The organism is Chromobacterium sp. Ag138, assembly GCF_055181315.1.
Window position 1 is genome coordinate 564638 of the sequence record NZ_JBUPWA010000001.1, and the last position, 17091, is coordinate 581728.

The window sequence follows — 17091 nt, forward strand, 5'->3', positions numbered from 1 at the left end:
ATGTGGCAACGCTTGCTGTGGCTGATCATCAAGGAACTGCAGGCGCTGGCCGGCAACCGCCAGGGACGCCTGTTGCTGGTGGTGCCGGTGCTGCTGCAGCTGCTGGTGTTTCCCTTCGCCGCCACGCTGGAGGTCAAGCATGCCAGCCTGGCGGTTTACAACCAGGATGCCGGCGCGGCTTCGCAGGAGCTGGTGAAGCGGCTGGCGGCCAGCGCCACGTTCGACCATATCGTGCCGATGCGCAGCCATGCCGAGCTGCGCGACTGCATAGACCGGCAATGCGCGCTGCTGGCGGTGGTGTTTCCGCAGGATTTTTCGCGCGCGCTGGCCGCCGGCCGACCCGCGGCGCTGCAGGTGATCGTGGATGGTCGCCGCTCCAACAGCGGACAGATCGCCAGCGCCTACATCGGACAAGTGGTCGCCGCCTACCGGCAGGAGCGCGCCGGCGCGGGGGCGCAGCTGTCGGTCCGCAATCTGTACAATCCCAATCTGGCGTTTCAGTGGCATGTGCTGCCCAGCCTGGTGGCCATCATCACCACCATAGGCTGCCTGATCGTCACGGCCTTGTCGGTGGCGCGGGAGCGCGAGGAGGGCACTTACGACCAATTGCTGGTGTCGCCATTGACCCCGGCTTACGTGATGGCGGGCAAGGCAGTGCCGGGCGTGCTGGTGGCGCTGCTGCAAGGCGGACTGATCGCCATCGCCGCGGTCTGGGCCTACCGGGTGCCTTTCGGCGGCTCCATTTTCCTGCTGCTGGCCAGCATGGCCAGCTACGGCCTGGCGCTGGCCGGAGTGGGGCTGTTCATCTCGTCGATCTGCCGCACCCAGCAGCAGGCGTTTCTGGGCGTATTTTCCTTCATGGTGCCGGCGGTGATCCTGTCCGGCTACGTATCACCGATCGAGAACATGCCGGACGCGCTGCAATGGCTGGCGCGGATCAATCCGCTCAGCTACTTCATCCCCATCCTGAAGGGGGTGTTCCTGAAAGGCTATGGCTTCGCCGACGCCTGGCCTTGGCTGCTGCCGCTGTGGCTGATCGCCGCGGCCACGTTGAGCCTGGCGCTATGGCGCTTCCGGCGCCATGTCGAGTAGCGGCGGCCCGCGCATGATGCTGGCCGCATGCGGCAGACCCTGCAGCGCGCCGCGCAGAATCCGCTCGCAGCGGGGCAGGGCACCTGGGCTGGCTTCCAACAGCTCGTACAAGCCCAGGAACAGGCAGACCAGATAATCCGCGGCCAGCCCCACGTCCAGCGAGGCGGGCAGCTCGTTCTGGGCGATGGCCCGCCGCAGCTGCCTGCGCGCGTAGTGCATGGTCAGACGGTCCGCCAGTTCCCGGCGCCGCAGCACGCTGCGGTTTTCCTCGATCTGCTCGCACTTCTGATACAGGATCTGGTACACCCGCTGCGGCGAGCCCGGCTCCAGGAACTGCGCCAGGTAGTAAACCCCGGCCGCCAGCAGCGTGTCGCCGGCGGATTCGCCTTGAGAAGGGAAGCGCAACGCGTCCAGCGCGAACGCGCGGTCTATCATCGCCTGGCACACTTCCATCTTGTTGTCGTAATGCCCGTACACCGCGCCGCGCGATACCTTCGCCGCGTCGGCGATCTCGGCCATGGTGGCGTTGGCGACGCCCTTGTCCAGAAACACCCGTTCCGCGCCATCCAGTATCGCGTCCCGGGTTTTCTGCGAGTCTTCCTTGGTTTTGCGGGCCATCCGTCTGTTCTTTCATGTCATGGACAGTCACATTCTGTCATTATTTAATCAATCATGCATGATTAATTAAGTGTTAGAATGATCGCTCCCCATCGCTCTTTGCCGCAACCACCCCATGCAGAATACCAATACCCACATCCGTGATCTGGACACGCTTCCCGTTTCCACGCTTTTCTGGCGCTATGCCATCCCTTCCATCGCCGGCATGCTGGTCACCGGCTTGTATGCGGTGATAGACGGGATTTTCGTCGGCCACTACGTGGGCAGCCACGGCCTGGCGGCGATCAATCTGGCCTATCCGCTGGTGATGCTGCAAGTGGGCCTGGGCGCGATGATCAGCATGGGCGCCGCCACCCGCATCGCCATTCAGCAAGGCGCCGGCGACATGAGCGCCGCGCGCGGCACTTTGCTGGCGGCGCTGGCGCTATTGGTTTTGCTGAGCGCGCTGATCCCCGCGCTGGGCCTGCCCAATATCGATCTGCTGCTGTCCTGGCTGAAAGCCGACGTCCAGCCCCAGGTGGCGGAACAGGCGCGCGGCTATCTGCTGCTGATGCTGTCCGGCGCCGGCTTGACCATGGGGCCGATGCTTCTGACCTATCTGGTGCGCAACGACGGGCGGCCCAAGCTGGCCACCGCCTTGATGACGCTGGGCGCGCTGCTGAACATCGGCCTGGATTATTTGTTCGTCGGCGTGATGGGCCAAGGCCTGGCCGGGGCGGCCATCGGCACGCTGCTGGCCGAGGCCGTGGTGCTGATTCTGGCGCTGGCGTATTTTTTCAGCCCGCGCGCGGCTCTGCGCATCCAGCTGGGGCGGCAGCGGCCGGACTGGCAGGGACTGTGGCCCATTCTGGCGCTGGGCGCGCCCAGCCTGCTGATGGAGCTCAACCTCGCCCTGCTGCTGTTCGCGCACAACCGCCAGCTGCTGGTGTGGGGCGACGACCTGAGCGTGGCCGCCTATGCGGTGGCTGGCTATAGTGAGTCGCTGTTCACGCTGGTGATTCACGGCCTGGCGGTGGGCATGCAGCCGCTGCTGGGACACGCCATTGGCGCAGGCCAGCCGGAACGGGCGCGCGCGGCCTTGCTGCACGGTCTGAAGGTGGGCCTGGCCATCGGCGCGGCCGCATGGGCGGCGGTGCAGCTGTTTCCGGCCTGGATCGCCGGCTGGTATAGCGATGGCAGCGCGGAGCTGATCGAAGCGGGCAGCCGCGCGCTGCGTCTGCACTTGCTGGCCATGCCGCTGGACGGACTGGTCGTCGTCGGCGCCACCGCGCTGCAGGCGATGGCGCTGACCCGCCTCGCGCTGGGCGTGACCGTTGGCAAGACCGCGCTGCTGCTGCCTGCGCTGGCATTGCTGCCGATGGCCATGGGCCTGGACGGCGTCTGGCTGGCGATGCCGCTGGTCAATCTGGCGCTGGGCCTGGCGGTGGCGGCGTTGCTATGGCGGCAACTGGCCCTGCTCAGCGGCGGGCGTCTGGCTGCCAATAATGCCTCTTGACCGGAAAAGTCAATTCCAACATGCCATATTGATATCTCTGATCATGGATTGGGGATGACGACATGGCGCATTTCGCGCAAGAACACCATCTGGAAATGGCGCGCCGCGACCAATTGCTGCGCAGCCGCCTGCTGCAGGCAGGCATACGCCAGTACGTCGCCAGCGGCACGGAGAGCATCTACTACCTGTCAGGCATCAGCTACGAGCCGCTGGAGCGCCCGTTCTTCCTGCTGCTGGATGCCGCCAGCGGCAAGCGCAAGCTGCTGGTGCCGCAGCTTGAGCACGCGCACCTGAAACAGGCCTGGAACGTCGCCGAGGAAGACGTGCACAGCTACCGCGAGTACCCGGCGCCGGCGGGGCAACGCTGGGAGGACGCGCTAATTCCGCTGCTAGACGACCGCTTCGCTTTCGACCCCGCCACGCCGCTGCACCACGCCGAATTCATGCAGTCGGTGGGCGGCCGCGCCGACGACGCGCTGGACCGGATGCGGATGGTCAAATCGCCATGGGAAATCGCCAAGCTGGCGCGCGCCGGACGCTACGCGGCGGAAGGCGTGAATCAGCTGCTGCGCGGCGTTTACGACGGCGTGTCGGTGGCGGAGGGCTACGCCACCGGCCAGCAGCTGCTGCGGCGGATCATCCGCGACGAGCCGGATTTCGACCCGCTGTGCACCCGGGTGCTGCTGGCGCCCTGGCCGGCACCGCTGAGCGCGCAGCCGCATGCGATTCCGCAGCTGTCGCAGCGGCTGAAGGATGGCCCCCACGTGGTGATTTCCGTCGTGCGCCTGGACGGCTACACCGCTGAATGCGAGCGCACCTTCTTCACTCGCGCGCCCACCGCCGCCCAGCGCGAGCGCTTCCAGCTGATGAGCGAAGCGCGCAGGCTGGCGATGTCCATGCTGAGGCCGGGCGTCGCCTGCGGCGAGATCGACGAAAAGGTCAACGATTTCCTGCAGGACAAGAGCTTCGGTGACTGGCGCTTGCGGCTGCACCGCTGCGGCCACGGCCTGGGCTTGGGCAATCACGAAGCCCCCTGGCTGGCGCAGGGCAGCGCCGATGTACTGCAGGCCGGCATGGTGGTATCGATAGAGCCGGGCATCTATCTCGCCGACGAAGGCGGCTACCGCCATTCCGACACCCTGGCCGTCACCGACGAGGGCTGGATCAACCTGACCGGCCAGGCGGCGGTGGAGCTGGAAGCATTGACCATTGCGGCCGCCAAGCCGGCCCAAAGAATGAAAGGCTATTTCATTCGCAAAATGGTTTCAGCTTAGAAAATATATCCTTCAATATTTTCATTAATAAAATTAAATTCATCCAAATATAACTAGGCCAGTCTTTGACTGGCCTTTTTTCCTATTTCAGTCACTCAAACGTTTGAATTAATATTTACATCGGATATTTGCCGTTTTATTGCAATAAATTTCATGTTATTAGCAGTGAAATTGATATTTTCCATTCAAATAAAATAGGGGCTAACATGTCTGAAATGGGAAAGTCTGTTGTTGTTGCGCCGGCTTTGATGGCGGCGCACGACAGGGAAAAACTGGTGGATGAGTTATATCTGGTGCATTGCGATATATTCGATGGCGTCAGCAAGGAGGATTTCGCCAGCTATGTCGTATATTCCAAAGCCAATGAAACCCGCATTTTGATTCATAAGAATGCGCAAGGCCAATCCGTTGGTTATTGCGCGATCCATTTCTTCGAACAAAACCTGGAAGGACGAGAGTCGACCGTAATCCGGATGGAGGCGGGGCTGATGCGCGCCTACCGTGGCAAAAACCGCAACGCGCCGTTCGTTTGCCGCCAGGTGCTGGCTTACCGCCTGACCCGGCCTGGCCGCCGGATTTATTACCTGGGGGCCCTGGTGCATCCATCCAGCTATATGCTGCTGGACAAGTACGCCACCCGGGTATGGCCCAGCGCCCAACAATCCTCTGAGCTGGATTACGGCGGCGTGATCGGCCAGCTGGCGCGGCTGTTCGGTCTCAAGCCGGTGGATCCGGACAAGCCGGGCGTGGTCCACGTGGGCTGGCAAACGCGGGACAACGAGGGCGACCGCAGGCAGTGGCAAGCCAGCCCCAATTCGGCGGCCCAGTTCTATATCCATCGCAACCCCGGCTACACCAAGGGCCATGGCTTGCTGACGCTGGTGCCGGTCACGCTGGGCTGCATGGCGCACGCCACCGGGCGCATGCTGCTGAACCGCCTGAGCAGGCTCTTCGCGCCGCATCCGCACGGCCATCGCGGCTAGAAAGCAAAACGCCCGCGCAGCTGCGCGGGCGTTTTGATTCAAACCGACATTTTTTATTCGGGCCGACGGCCCATACCCCGCAGGAAGTTCTGCTGCGCGCGCCAGAGCCCCTGATAGCCGATGCAACGATAGGGCAGGCCATGCCGCTGCGCCTGCTCTTCGACGATGCGCGCCAGCGCTGGATAGTGGCGGTGGCTATAGGCCGGAAACAAATGGTGGGTCAGGTGCAAATGCAAGCCGCCGAATAAATGCCCCAGCGCCCGCGGCCTGGGCTGCCAATCGCAGCAGGTCAGGAACTGGTGCTCATGCCAGGTATGCGGCATTTCCGCGCCTTCGGGCCGGAAAAACTCCACCTCGGCCCAATGAGTCCCCAGAATCATCGCCACCAGAAAACAGGAAGCCGCCATCAAGCCGGCCAGATAGCAAATCAGCAGGCCGCCCCAGCTGATCGCGCCGGCCGGCAGGCAATACCAGGGCAACGCCAGCAGCAGGATCAGGTGTCCCAGCTTGCCCAGCAGGAATCCGCCTGCGGTAATGGGCTGGCTGTCGTACTGCCGCAGCTTGCTCTTGCCCAGCAGGTCCAGCCAATCGCCGTACCAGCACAGGTAGGGCAGGGACAGCGCCGCCACCAGCGGCCAGTAGCGGTGCTGGTAGCGGAATTGCGGCGACCAGTCCTGGAACGGCGTTTGCCGCAGGAACGGATTGGGCTCGATGTCCAGATCGTAGCCGTCGACATTGGGGTAGGTATGGTGCAAGTGCACATGCCGCCGGGTCCAGATATCGGCGTCTATGCCCATCGGCAGGCTGGCGGCGCGGGTCAGCCACCGGTTGAGCCTTGCGTTGCGGAACAGCGCGCCATGGGCGGCATCGTGCAAGGTGTTCATCGCTAGCAGCATCGCCATGACGATGGCCGCGATGTAGGCCGGCGCGAACGACCACGCCGTCGTCGCGCGCAATGCCAGCGCATAGCAAGCCAGGCTGAGCGCCGCCAGCGCCGCGCCTTTCAGCCCCACGCGCCAGTCGGCGTGGCGATGGTCGCCGCGCTCGGCCAGGTAGGCCTGGGCTGCGCGCTGCAGGTCGATGCGGAACGGCAGTTGCGCCGACGATTGGAATCTCAGTTTGCCCATGCGGCCTCCCGCAGACGCAGCCCGGCCAGGCCGTGCACGAGCAGCAACGCCAGCAAGGCCAATGCCCAGCCGTCGCGCATGCCGAACAAACCGGCGCACAGCGCCGGCATCGCCAGCGTCAGCGCCAGCCAACCCCGCCAGCCCCAACGCCGCTCATCCGACATGCCGCCGATGGCGATGGTGCCGGCCACCAGGCAGGCGAACACGCTCCAGCGGCCGATGGCGTCCCAGCTGGCCACCCGCTCCACGTAATAGATCACCATGCCGAACAGCAATACCCCGCCGGTGGCGATGTAGGCGGCGGGCATCCGCATCGCGGGCAGTCCGGACGGATCGAAGCGGCGCCGGAACCAGGCTTGCAGCCTCTGGTTGCTGGCCCAGAAAGGATTGTAGCCGGGCGAGGCGCCGTTCACGCCGTAATGCAGCGGCACGTCGTCGCGCTGGGGCTGATAGCTGCCGAACAGCTTGTCCCAGATCAGGAAGGTGCCGCCGAAATTCTTGTTCAGGTACACCGGGTGGGTGGCGTGGTGGACGCGATGATTGGACGGCGTCACCAGCACCCGGTCCAGCCAGCCGCTCTTGCCGACGAAGGCGTTGTGGTTGTACAGCTGCACTGCGTAATGAAAGGACGACGCGGCGACGAACATCTCCAGCGGCAGCCCCAGCACCGCCAGCGGCGCGACGAACAGGAAGGAGGTCAGCGACGAATACCAGGAGTTGCGTATGCCCAGCGACAGGCTGAAATGCTCGCCCTGGTGATGCACCACGTGCACCGCCCAGAAGATGCGCCAGGCATGGTGGGCGCGGTGCATGCAGTAAAAGCTCAAGTCCCAGGCGACGAAAGCGAATACCCATTGCCAGAACACCGGCAGCCGGTCGACCAGATGCAGATTGGCGTATTGCAGCAGCAGGCCGAAACCCGCCACCTCCACGCCGCGGAACACCCACATCACGATGTGGCCGGAGTTGAGGTTGAAAATGATCTCGCGCCAGGGAATGGTTTCGCGGCGCCAATGGCGCAAGGCGAACAGCTCCAGCAGCACGACCGCCAACATGACGGCGAAGGTGAGGGCGAATACGTTCATGTGCGTCGATATGAAAAAGAGAAAACGGTTGCCGGCCGCGCCGCCAGCAGGCCGCAAAGCAGCCCCAGCGCCACGCCGGAGGACAGGTCGATGAACAGATGGCGGCGCAACTGGACCACGGAGAACAGAATGGCCAGCGCCCACGCCAGCAACAGCCATGAGCTCAGCTTGCTGCGGCCATCCCACAAGGCCCAGGCGGCCAACGCGGTCAGCGCGCCGTGCAGGGAGGGCAGGCAGTTGTGCGGCGTGTCGAAACGCAGGAAGAAGCGCAACGCTTCGGCATGCCATCCGTCGCCGATGATGGGCGGATACGCCAGCGTGGTCGGACACAGCAGAAAGGCCGCGCCCGCGGCCAGCGCGCACCACTGCATCGAACGCTGCAGCCAAAGCAAGCGCTCCGCACGGGCGAACAGGTAGGCCGCGGGCACGATCAGGAAAAACGACGCGTACAGCCAGATCGCCGCTGGATTGAAGGGAATCCAGCGATCCACGGCCAGCTCGGGCAGGACGATCGCGCGCTGGGGCCACAGGCTGCCCAGCGAGTAAGCGCAGCCGACCGAAGCCCAGCCCAGCAGCATGTGGCGCAGCCTGGACGGCAGCCAGCCCAGCGCGCGCCTCATGCGAACGCCCTGACGATGCGCCGGCGCTTGCGCGTGGCGTCCATCGGCGGCACCTGGTCCGACAGCGTCCAACGCAGCGCGCCGGCGTCCACGCCCAGGTCCGCCAGCGTCCGCTCCAGACAATGCCGGATAGCCGGCAAGGCCGCCGCCGGCACCTCGGCATCCAGCGCCAGTTCGGCCGGGCCGGTCTGGCGCAGCCGGTAATCGGCCTCGAGCGGCAGGGCGGTCGCCAGCGCGCGGCCCATCACGTCGGCGAACACCGTCAGCTCGCCGCCATCGCGGCCCGGCAGCCTCAGCATGTCGTCGCAGCGGCCCTCCACCGCGTCCAGCGCCATCGCCGCGCGTCCGCATGGACAGGGCTCGGCGCGCGCCTGCAGCACATCGTTCAGCCGGTAGCGGACGATGGGCTGGGCGAGACGACTGAAGTCGGTGATCACCGGGACGAAACGGCGCCGCTCCTCATCCAGCCATTCCGGCTCGACATGGATGTATTCCTCGTTCAAATGCAGCGTGCCGTATTCGCAGCTGCTGGCCAGGAAGCCCTCGGTCGCCTGGTAGATTTCGTGCACGCAGCCGAAAGCCTGCTCGATCACCGCGCGATCCTGCGGCTCCAGCACCTCGGCGATCGAATACGCCCGCTTGGGCGAAAGACGCAGCCGGCCATCCAGCTGCGCCAGCGCCAGCGCGCGCAGCACCTGCGCCGGCGCCAGCAGAATGGTGGGCGCGTAAGCGTCAAGCGGCGGCAAATGGCCGTCCAGCGGCTGGAACAGGTCGAAAAAGCGGAAAGTCAGCCAGCGGCTGCGCACCGCGCCGTAGAGATTGCTGTTGGCGCGCAGGAACAGCGCCACTTTTTCGCCTGCCAGCAACCCCTCAGGCAGCGCCTTGGCCAGCATGATGCCGGCCCATTGCGCCTGCTCGGCCTTGCTGACGACGAAAGCGCCGCGTTGGCCGGACGTGCCGGACGACAGGCCAACCGTGTGGCCGTTCAAGGTGGGGGAAAAGTCGCGGCTGCGCTCGGCGCGCAGCGCGGCGTCCATCACATCGGCCAACTTCAGCCCCGCGGTGTTCATCTCGTCGAAATGCGCGAGCATCGCGGCCTTGTCCATCCGCGGCCAGTGCGCGAAGGGCAGGGCGCCCAGCCGGGCGAAATAGGGGCTGCGGCGCCGCAATGCGGCCAGGAAACGGCCCATCTTCCGGGCCTGATGGCGCTCCAGCGCCGCGCGGTCGCGAAAGGCCAGCCGCCGGGTCCGCCAGTAGGCGGCCAGGATGCGGATCAGTCTCAGCATGCGGTGTCGGCCTCCTGGTGCGTCAGCAGAATCTTCGCGCGTCCGCCCTTGTGCAGCGCGTGCAGCCTGGCCAGCGTGTCGTAGTAGGCGCGGCGGCTGTGCTGCACCAGGAAAGACAGCTCGGAGGGGCCGCGCATCTCCCGGTAGCCTTCCTCCGACCACGCCGCGTCCGAGGCCAGCAGCGTCCAACCCGAATCGCCCAGCACGAAGGCTCCCAGGTGGCCGGCCGCATGTCCGGGCAGATCCACCACGAACACTTCGCCGCTGCAGCTGACGTCGCGCCCATGGCTAAACGGCGCCAGCTCGGCGGGCAGCGCCTGCAGGGGAAGCGCCTCGATAAAAGACAGGCGGCTTGCCATGTCGGTCGGCAGCAAGCCGGGCAGAAAAGCCTGCCGCACCGCGGCCAGCCCGCTCAGCCCCCGCACCGCGCACCAGCCTGGCTCCGAAACCACGATGCGGGCATGGGGGAAGTCGCGCAGGCCGGCGATGTGATCGGCATGAAAGTGCGACAGCAATAATGTGTGTATATCGCTTGGGCTTATGCCGCGCCCGCGCAGCTGCTCGCGCAGCGATCGGGCGCCGTCGAAATGCACCGGCGTCACCATCGGGTACAACCGGTAGGCGCCGCGGCGGCTGGCGTCGAAAAAATGCTCGGAATAACCGGTGTCCCACAGCAATAGGCGGTCCCGGGTTTCGATCAGATAGGCGCGCGAAGGAAAACAGCGGCTGGCCAGCCCCGCGCCTTTCAGCGCCATGCAGGCCGGGTGGGTGCAGTATCCGACGCTGAACGCGGTGACGCTAGCCATGCCCATGCTCCCGCAGCCAGCGCGCGGTGCGCGCCAAGCCTTCGTCCAGCGTGTGCGGCGGCAAATAGCCCAGCACCTCGCGCGCGCGGGTGTTGTCCAGCGTCATGTCGAAATGGATCGCACCCAGGCTGTAAGGCGTCAATGCCGGCTCCCTGCCGGTGAGCGCGGCCCATAGCTGCGCCAGGCGGCTGGCCGCGCTCAGCAAGGGGTAGGGCAGGCTGACGATGCGCAAGGGCCGGCCCAGCTCCTGGGCGAACACCCGCGTCAGCACATCGCGCAGCACCGCCGGCTGCTGATTGGTGATATTGAACGCCTGGCCGCTGGCAAGGCTGGGGTGCGCGGTGGCCAGCCACATCGCGTGGACCACGTTGCCGACATAGGTCAGATCCAGCGTCACCGCGCCGCCTCGCGGCAGCGGCAGCCGTCCGCCGCGCCGGCTCAGCATGCGCGCCAGCCTGGGCATCAGCACCTGGTCGTGCTCGCCGAAAATGGCGCGCGGGCGCAGGATGGTGGTGCGCAGCGCGGGATAGGCGCGCGCAGCTTGCAAAACCTTGTCCTCGGCCAGAGCCTTGGTGCGCGCGTAGGCATTGATATAACGGCGCGGCCGGAACGATTCCGGCACCGCGTAACGGTGTTGATAATCGAAATACAAGGCCGGCGTGGAAATATGGATGAAGCGGCGCGCGCGCGACTGTCCCGCGGCTTTCAACAGCTTGTCGGTAGCATGAACGTTGGCGGCGACGAAATCGGCTTCCCGGCCCCAGGGCGCGGAAAGGGCGGCGCAGTGCCATACCGCGTCCACGCCCTCCATCAGGCCAGCCAACTCGCGCTCATCGGCGGCGGCCAGATCCAGCGCGACGAACTCCGCGCCCTGGCCGGCCAACTCGATGCCCGCCTGCCGATTGCGGCCGGTGGCGCGCACCGCGCAGCCTTTGTTCAACAGATAAGCGACGGCATTGCGCCCAAGTCCCCCGGTGGCGCCGGTCACCAGCACCCGCGTCACAGGTCCCATACCAGTCCGCCCAGGTTGAGTCCCGCGGCCGTGCCCACCATCAACAGGCGCTTGCCGGCGCGGGCGCGGCCATCGACAAAGGCCTCATGCAGGGCGGTGGGCAGGGAGGCCGCCACCTGGTTGCCATGCGAGGCGTAGATGTCGACGATGCGGCCGGCGGCGATGCCCAGCCGCTTGGCCATGTGCTGCATGCCCAGGTGGCTGGCCTGGTGCGGCACCACGCAATCGATGCTGCCCAGCCCGCCTGGCGTGGCGTCCATCAACGCATCCAGAAAATCCGGCATCAGCCGCGAGGCCAGCTTGAAAACCGCCTTGCCGTTCATGTCGAACAGGAAATCGCCGTCGACCACGCCCTGGCGCGGGTTACGCTGGGTGCCGCCGGCGCGAATCTCGCAGAAATTGCGGCCTTCCGGATAGGTGGCCAGCTTGAAAGTCCGCAAGCCGCGTCCCGGCGCGCCGCGCTCGACGATGGCGGCGGCCGCGCCGTCGCCGAAAATCAGCGAAGCCTCAGGATTAGCCCAGTCCAGCCCGCGCGAGGCCAGGTCGGCCGATACGATGGCGATGCGGCGATACGCGCCGGAAAGCAGCAGGCAGTCTGCCACCTGCAGCGCGGACAGAAAGCTGAGGCAGCTGGCGTTGACGTCGAAGGCGGGCAGCCCGGCCGGCAAGTTGGCCGCATGGGCGATGAAGCTGGCGGTGCCGGGCAGGGCCTGCTCCGGAATGCCGCAAGCGCCGATCAGCAGATCGATGCCGGATGCGCTTATTTCCGCACGGTCCAGCGCGTCCCTCAACGCGCGGGCGCCAAGTTGGCTTTGGGATTCGTGATCGCCGGCGAAATGCCGGGTATGGACGCCGCTTTTTTTCAAACTGTGGCCGCGGCGGCAGCCAAGCTTCACATCAAGGTCATCAGCGGTGACAAGCTGGCTTGGCAGCGCCTTGCCGGTTGCAATCAAATTCATTCAGGTTCAAGGTGCAATTTGGATTTGATTGCATTTTCATGTATTGCAACATTCCAACACAAGCTTATCCATATCAGAAACAGATGAGCGCAGCGATAAATCCAGAGCAAACCGCTGTCAGGCAATGCCAATCATCATGACTGTCAATTAGTACAGTTGTAGATTTATTTTTAATGGTGGCTGCTGATATTTGCAGTCGCTCGGCTGCGCAGCAGCCAGCGAAGATTCGCAACGCCGTGAAAAATACTCATGAATCAAAATGAGGACAGGAACCGCCAAACTTTGTCATGAATACCCGCCATCACCGGTCAGCCGAGACATGCGCCATGGAAAAAAACCGCTCCGCACGACAACAGCGCCCACTTTCTTGCTCGATGCGCAGCCGCGCGCAGGCGCGCATTCCACGCCTGCGAGCCGAAATGAGTTGCGCGGCGGCGCTGAAACGCATCGCTCAGGAGTGTTTGCGCCAACTCCTGGCCAATACGCCAAGCATTTGCGAAGGGAATGACGCCGAGCCTATTCATCAGGGCAGGGTGGCCATCCGGCGGCTGAGAACCGCGCTCAAAACCTTTGCGCCGCTGATTCGCGGCCGGAGATGGAGAATCATATCCAACGATCTGAAATGGCTGGCGCGCATATTCGGCAAGGCGCGCGATCTGGATGTTCTGGCGTTGGAAACATTGCCGGCTATCCAGGATGGCCTATCCAGCGAAACGATGAAGCCCGCCCTGGCGGCGCTGGACGCCGCCCGACGGGATGGCCGGGCTGCCTGCCGCGTGGCGCTGGCTTCCCATCGATGGCGCACGCTTCCAACCCGCTTGCTGGATGGCCTAGCCAGCCTGCCGCCCTCGCGCCTCGACAATCTGCAGCGATTCGCCAGCCATGCGCTGCAACGCCAGCGGGCGGACATGCGCAAACTATGGAAACAAAAAAGGCATTCAGCCGAACAGCTGCACGAATTACGCAAGCAAGGCAAAAAACTGCGCTATGCCATCGAGTTCTTTTCAGACTTAGAACTGAATGGCAACCACAAGCACTTTCTGAACAAGTTGCGCGGCTTGCTGCAAGCCTTGGGAGATTATAACGACGCCATTTCCGCCAAGGAGTGGTGCAAGCATCTTGAGCCGGAAGGTCTCCGGGTTCTTCTGGAACAACGGCTGGACGAGCGCGCCAGCCAAGCAGAGACAAAGATGCTTGCTTTCTAAAAGTGGCTAACAAAAATCAGCCTCACAGCTGAGGCAGGGTGCGCCGACGCACGCAGTACTTGGATACGGCAAGTCTGTGCAACAACGCATACCGCACCCGAAAGGTGGCTGATGAAGAAACTTGTTTTGCTAGCTGGTCTTGGTTTTGCTGGTTGTTCTTATGCTCCACAGCAGGCCATTGCACAGAAAGAAGTGAAGGTCTACAAGGCTCCAATTGATGGCACGCAGGATATTGCCTTTGTTGTGCAGGCCGGGGAGAGCTGCTTGTTCACGGAGGAGCAACAGAACAAGGTCTATCTGTTCAAGCGGGTTGAGTGCGGCGGCCAGTCTGGCTGGACCCCTGATTGGGCTGACTTCAAGGTTCAGAAGACAGAAGGATGAGGTGTTGAGCCTACCGGAAGCAAGGACCCGCCTCGGCGGGTTTTTTCATAAGTGTTGCCTCGTATATCTATTTCTGCTTTTTCTAACTTCAGGGGTTTTCCAGCAGATCGCTGAGAAATGGAAACTCTTGGCAACAGATGGCATTGATATTATTGCGCACTTGGTCATGTAAGCTCTGATCGTGCGTAGTGATGTCGAGGTAGTAGTTTTTGCCTTCGTACTTCGCGAATAGAATCCACTCCCCGGTCATTGCTTCCGCTTCCCTCAATCGCCGGAGATTGCCAAGCACTACATCTGCTGTCAGTTCTTGCACATCCTCGGTAGTGAAGTAGCGGGTTTCCCCTGCAGCCTCTGCGTCGGCGATTTTCTGATCAATACATGGGATCCCGTACTTGTGAAGACCTCTCTTGAGGTTCATCGCAAGCGACGCAAGACCCTGTTCAAGATAGTGCTTATGCCATAGTCCCTTAAGAGGTGGATGGCGATTCTGGATCGGCGGCTTCAAGACGCTGGCTTCACCATTCTCAAGTAGCTTGATTTCGTGGACTACTTTGTGTGGATTTACTGTTCCCGACTTCCAGCCACCAAATAGGCTTAGCAGCAGCAGGAAGCTATACCGATCAGGCACCACCTGTTCTAGACCAGTGAACTGCCTGAATGACTCTATTTCGGCGCCAATATCATTGCCATCCTGATCGGTACCTGTAATTGTCCATTGAGGTTGAGATGTGTTCATCGCTTTTTCTTTCCTGGTGGCCAGCGGCGCGGCTGCAAGGTTCCACAAAGGCCGGCGAAGCCGGCCTAGACGGGTGACTGGTATTACCCGTCTTTCTTTCCCATTTTGACCAAAATCTGGGCTATTTCCCCTCCATCTCTAGATAAAGCAATACCATTGTCATTCTCGACTTAGAGCGCCTTACGTCAACTTCTGCACGTCCTGATAGAGTTTGCGCAGATGCCCATCAGACATGTCGAGGATCGGCTCGTACATGAATGAATTCAGATGGATGTTTTCTGGCGTCATAAGAACTACCCGCTGCAATACAGCTAGTGATGCACGGTCATCTGAGAACAGCGTCTGAAATTTCTTCAGAAAGAGAGCAGTCTGGTTAGCATCAACCGTAGCGACAAACGCGGGATCATTGATTTTCTTGACCATGAACTGCTCGGCGGCAATACGCGTAGCTATAGCCAAGACGACTTTGTTTTCGAAGTTAATCCCGTCAGCTGCCCGAAGACATGCATCTGCCTCTTCGGCGATCAGACCAATCACTGACTTGGTGTTGTCGACTGATGTTCCCGTTTTGTCGAACAATTCGTTGTAGATCGTGTCAAGGTCAGCCACAGTAATCACGGCCGAGTCAGCCTTCCAGTGCAATAGTGAAGTCAGCGTCAAGAAGGCTGGTGCTGCGGATCCCCGCGTGTATTCGATCAGATTTCGCATGAAGGAGATAGAAGCAATCTTCTTCATGGCGTTAGTGTAGAAAGCTTTCTTCCAGTCGTTCAAGAACACATTCTTGATACCTACCGCTTTTTCCAATTTGACACCTGCGGCAGTTTTTGAAGTCATCAAGCAGTTGCTATAGCCAACGAAGCGGCTTTCGACCGTACGATAGAAGTCGAAGTTGTGTGTCAGCAGAATCTGCTTGAAGTATGGGGCTTCCGAAATATCCATCAGATATTGGATGATTGCGTACTTATTCTTGTAGTCGAACGAATCGGCAATATCATCAACAATAATCAGTGTCTCTTGCGCTGCTTTCTTCCGGGCCTCGATTTCGAACAGAATATTCAACACATATAAGGCTTTCTTCTCACCAGTACTGAGTGCCTGCAATAAGGAGTTACGGTCAACGGGGGCCTGCTCGGTACCATCGTCGAAGATAAAGTCCAGGTTCAAAAACTCCTGCTGGCCTAGGATGACATCGATCCGATTGGAGGCTTTCAGCTTAAACGGCACGAAGAAGCGGTCGTTAAAAATATCGATGACTTCTTCCCACTGCGTACGCTCCTTGCTTGCTTGATCTTCGATCTCCTTGCGACGTGCCTCTGCCGCTTGATAGCTATCTAGAAGCGCCTTGTAGAGATCAAAGCGACTACTAATATAAGACTTCCACACCTCCTGGCGGAAGCCAGCCATATTAGTAAATTTGGTTAGAATCTCTTCATGATCAAGCAAATAGGCCTCGAAATCACGCACGGTGACGTTCTTATGGATGACCTTCTCGATTTCACTAAACTTTTTACGCAATTCTTTGTCGCTGGATATTTCCTCCTTCTCTTTGGCGATCAGGTCTTCCAGTTCTTTCTGTGTCGTGATTTCCTTCTTTTCGGCTGAATTGAGGTTTACGGAATGATTGGCTTCGAAGAACCCGTTTTCAGCCAGCTGCTTGGCTATCTGCGCAGCATTATAGTAGTTGAAAACACCCTTTTTGAAATAGGTCGAAGCAGCCAAAAGATCATTGTATTTCCTGACAAAACCATCAATAGCCGTCTTAAAATCCTTGGTATCCAAGAAGTTTTGCACCTTGTCGTCGAAGATCAAGTCATAGGGCACGTCCTTCAACGGAGCTTCCGCGAGATCTGAAACCTCATCCTTGATACGGCTCAGCGCAATGTAGAATTTATCGGGTGACTCAGTGAAGGCCAGCGAGATTTCCTTTTCAAGGTCACGCCTAGAGCCTGATTGCTCGCGCATGCCCTTCAGAAACTCGTCTCGTGCAGTATCAATATCAGCATGCAAGCTCTCGTATTCCTTACGCAGACCCGGATTGACCAGCAGCGTAGCAGTCTTCGCTGAGCTTCCCATAGTCTCTTCATAGGGACAGATCACAAGCACACTGTCTTTCTGCAGATTTGCGCCACTCTCATCCGTGATGATCCGCTTGTAATCCCGTTTCGGGAAAATGCGATCTTTGGATTCCGTGTCGCTGACGATATCCTGAAAAGTCTTCGCCAGCGATGTCTTCATCGATCCATTAGGTGCGTAGATTGCGATAGCTGAGGCTGTGGAAAAATTCAGCGTCTCCTCGAGCTTCCTTATGCCATAACAGTTTTCCAAGTCAATCATCAGAGTCTTCAAGAGTTTCTCCTTATATTGCTGAACACGAGTATTAAGCATAGGCAAGTTTTTACAGAGAAACCCAAA

The 17091-nt window shown here is 61.3% G+C and carries 16 protein-coding genes; 6 read left to right on the forward strand and 10 right to left on the reverse strand.

Features of this window, described 5'->3' with window-relative positions; genetic code table 11:
- On the forward strand, positions 1-1092 hold the full coding sequence (locus ACY3GB_RS02495) for an ABC transporter permease (RefSeq protein WP_463087336.1): 1092 nt from the start codon (positions 1-3) through the stop codon (positions 1090-1092).
- On the opposite strand, the gene ACY3GB_RS02500 is transcribed toward ACY3GB_RS02495, so the two are convergent.
- Positions 1063-1710: a TetR family transcriptional regulator gene (locus ACY3GB_RS02500; RefSeq protein ID WP_463087337.1), complete on the reverse strand. Its 648-nt coding sequence runs from the start codon at positions 1708-1710 to the stop codon at positions 1063-1065. The two genes, ACY3GB_RS02495 and ACY3GB_RS02500, sit on opposite strands and share 30 nt — an antisense overlap.
- 115 nt (positions 1711-1825) lie before the next feature.
- On the opposite strand from ACY3GB_RS02500, the gene ACY3GB_RS02505 reads away from it, so the two are divergent.
- The 3 genes from ACY3GB_RS02505 to ACY3GB_RS02515 all read left to right on the forward strand — a co-directional run bounded on the left by ACY3GB_RS02505 (position 1826) and on the right by ACY3GB_RS02515 (position 5462).
- On the forward strand, positions 1826-3205 hold the full coding sequence (locus tag ACY3GB_RS02505) for an MATE family efflux transporter (protein WP_463087338.1): 1380 nt from the start codon (positions 1826-1828) through the stop codon (positions 3203-3205).
- Positions 3206-3267: 62 nt separating this feature from the next.
- Positions 3268-4479 carry a M24 family metallopeptidase gene (locus ACY3GB_RS02510; protein WP_463087339.1) on the forward strand — a complete coding sequence of 404 codons (1212 nt, stop codon included), beginning with the start codon at positions 3268-3270 and terminating at the stop codon, positions 4477-4479.
- A 128-nt stretch (positions 4480-4607) separates the two neighbouring features.
- On the forward strand, positions 4608-5462 hold the full coding sequence (locus ACY3GB_RS02515) for a hypothetical protein (protein WP_463087340.1): 855 nt from the start codon (positions 4608-4610) through the stop codon (positions 5460-5462).
- Between the two features lie 53 nt (positions 5463-5515).
- On the opposite strand, the gene ACY3GB_RS02520 is transcribed toward ACY3GB_RS02515, so the two are convergent.
- From ACY3GB_RS02520 to ACY3GB_RS02550, 7 genes are read right to left on the reverse strand one after another with little or no spacing between them, the layout of a single operon-like run.
- Complete coding sequence (locus ACY3GB_RS02520; RefSeq protein WP_463087341.1) at positions 5516-6589, reverse strand: acyl-CoA desaturase; 1074 nt, start codon at positions 6587-6589, stop codon at positions 5516-5518.
- Positions 6577-7674 carry a sterol desaturase family protein gene (locus tag ACY3GB_RS02525; protein ID WP_463087342.1) on the reverse strand — a complete coding sequence of 366 codons (1098 nt, stop codon included), beginning with the start codon at positions 7672-7674 and terminating at the stop codon, positions 6577-6579. The genes ACY3GB_RS02520 and ACY3GB_RS02525 overlap by 13 nt, the downstream gene beginning before the upstream one ends.
- Positions 7671-8294 (reverse strand): phosphatase PAP2 family protein, encoded by a 624-nt coding sequence (locus ACY3GB_RS02530; RefSeq protein WP_463087343.1) that lies wholly within the window; start codon positions 8292-8294, stop codon positions 7671-7673. The genes ACY3GB_RS02525 and ACY3GB_RS02530 overlap by 4 nt, the downstream gene beginning before the upstream one ends.
- Positions 8291-9580, reverse strand: a complete 1290-nt coding sequence (locus tag ACY3GB_RS02535) for a F390 synthetase-related protein (RefSeq protein WP_463087344.1) — start codon at positions 9578-9580, stop codon at positions 8291-8293. The genes ACY3GB_RS02530 and ACY3GB_RS02535 overlap by 4 nt, the downstream gene beginning before the upstream one ends.
- Positions 9574-10386: an MBL fold metallo-hydrolase gene (locus tag ACY3GB_RS02540; protein ID WP_463087345.1), complete on the reverse strand. Its 813-nt coding sequence runs from the start codon at positions 10384-10386 to the stop codon at positions 9574-9576. The genes ACY3GB_RS02535 and ACY3GB_RS02540 overlap by 7 nt, the downstream gene beginning before the upstream one ends.
- The gene (locus tag ACY3GB_RS02545) at positions 10379-11398 is read right to left on the reverse strand and encodes an NAD-dependent epimerase/dehydratase family protein (RefSeq protein ID WP_463087346.1); all 1020 of its coding nucleotides are present in this window, start codon (positions 11396-11398) and stop codon (positions 10379-10381) included. The genes ACY3GB_RS02540 and ACY3GB_RS02545 overlap by 8 nt, the downstream gene beginning before the upstream one ends.
- Positions 11386-12357, reverse strand: a complete 972-nt coding sequence (locus ACY3GB_RS02550; protein ID WP_463087347.1) for a 3-oxoacyl-[acyl-carrier-protein] synthase III C-terminal domain-containing protein — start codon at positions 12355-12357, stop codon at positions 11386-11388. Before ACY3GB_RS02550 ends, ACY3GB_RS02545 begins: the two co-directional genes overlap by 13 nt.
- A 326-nt stretch (positions 12358-12683) precedes the next feature.
- On the opposite strand from ACY3GB_RS02550, the gene ACY3GB_RS02555 reads away from it, so the two are divergent.
- Together ACY3GB_RS02555 and ACY3GB_RS02560 are read left to right on the forward strand one after the other, a co-directional pair.
- Entirely contained in the window at positions 12684-13562 is an 879-nt protein-coding gene (locus tag ACY3GB_RS02555) for a CHAD domain-containing protein (RefSeq protein ID WP_463087348.1), read from the forward strand.
- A gap of 111 nt (positions 13563-13673) precedes the next feature.
- Complete coding sequence (locus ACY3GB_RS02560; RefSeq protein WP_463087349.1) at positions 13674-13943, forward strand: hypothetical protein; 270 nt, start codon at positions 13674-13676, stop codon at positions 13941-13943.
- An 88-nt stretch (positions 13944-14031) separates the two neighbouring features.
- Here ACY3GB_RS02560 and ACY3GB_RS02565 read toward each other — a convergent pair whose 3' ends face one another.
- Entirely contained in the window at positions 14032-14679 is a 648-nt protein-coding gene (locus ACY3GB_RS02565) for a hypothetical protein (RefSeq protein ID WP_463087350.1), read from the reverse strand.
- A 180-nt stretch (positions 14680-14859) separates the two neighbouring features.
- Positions 14860-17025, reverse strand: a complete 2166-nt coding sequence (locus ACY3GB_RS02570) for a hypothetical protein (protein WP_463087351.1) — start codon at positions 17023-17025, stop codon at positions 14860-14862.
- Positions 17026-17091: the final 66 nt, after the last annotated feature.

Coding starts and splice junctions, on each gene's coding strand:
- ACY3GB_RS02545 (WP_463087346.1), bottom strand. CDS start 11,398: ATGGGACCTGTGACGCGGGTGCTGGTGACCGGCGCCACCGGGGGACTT.
- ACY3GB_RS02555 (WP_463087348.1), top strand. CDS start 12,684: ATGGAAAAAAACCGCTCCGCACGACAACAGCGCCCACTTTCTTGCTCG.
- ACY3GB_RS02520 (WP_463087341.1), bottom strand. CDS start 6,589: ATGGGCAAACTGAGATTCCAATCGTCGGCGCAACTGCCGTTCCGCATC.
- ACY3GB_RS02540 (WP_463087345.1), bottom strand. CDS start 10,386: ATGGCTAGCGTCACCGCGTTCAGCGTCGGATACTGCACCCACCCGGCC.
- ACY3GB_RS02560 (WP_463087349.1), top strand. CDS start 13,674: ATGAAGAAACTTGTTTTGCTAGCTGGTCTTGGTTTTGCTGGTTGTTCT.
- ACY3GB_RS02535 (WP_463087344.1), bottom strand. CDS start 9,580: ATGCTGAGACTGATCCGCATCCTGGCCGCCTACTGGCGGACCCGGCGG.
- ACY3GB_RS02510 (WP_463087339.1), top strand. CDS start 3,268: ATGGCGCATTTCGCGCAAGAACACCATCTGGAAATGGCGCGCCGCGAC.
- ACY3GB_RS02495 (WP_463087336.1), top strand. CDS start 1: ATGTGGCAACGCTTGCTGTGGCTGATCATCAAGGAACTGCAGGCGCTG.
- ACY3GB_RS02525 (WP_463087342.1), bottom strand. CDS start 7,674: ATGAACGTATTCGCCCTCACCTTCGCCGTCATGTTGGCGGTCGTGCTG.
- ACY3GB_RS02505 (WP_463087338.1), top strand. CDS start 1,826: ATGCAGAATACCAATACCCACATCCGTGATCTGGACACGCTTCCCGTT.
- ACY3GB_RS02530 (WP_463087343.1), bottom strand. CDS start 8,294: ATGAGGCGCGCGCTGGGCTGGCTGCCGTCCAGGCTGCGCCACATGCTG.
- ACY3GB_RS02550 (WP_463087347.1), bottom strand. CDS start 12,357: ATGAATTTGATTGCAACCGGCAAGGCGCTGCCAAGCCAGCTTGTCACC.
- ACY3GB_RS02565 (WP_463087350.1), bottom strand. CDS start 14,679: ATGAACACATCTCAACCTCAATGGACAATTACAGGTACCGATCAGGAT.
- ACY3GB_RS02500 (WP_463087337.1), bottom strand. CDS start 1,710: ATGGCCCGCAAAACCAAGGAAGACTCGCAGAAAACCCGGGACGCGATA.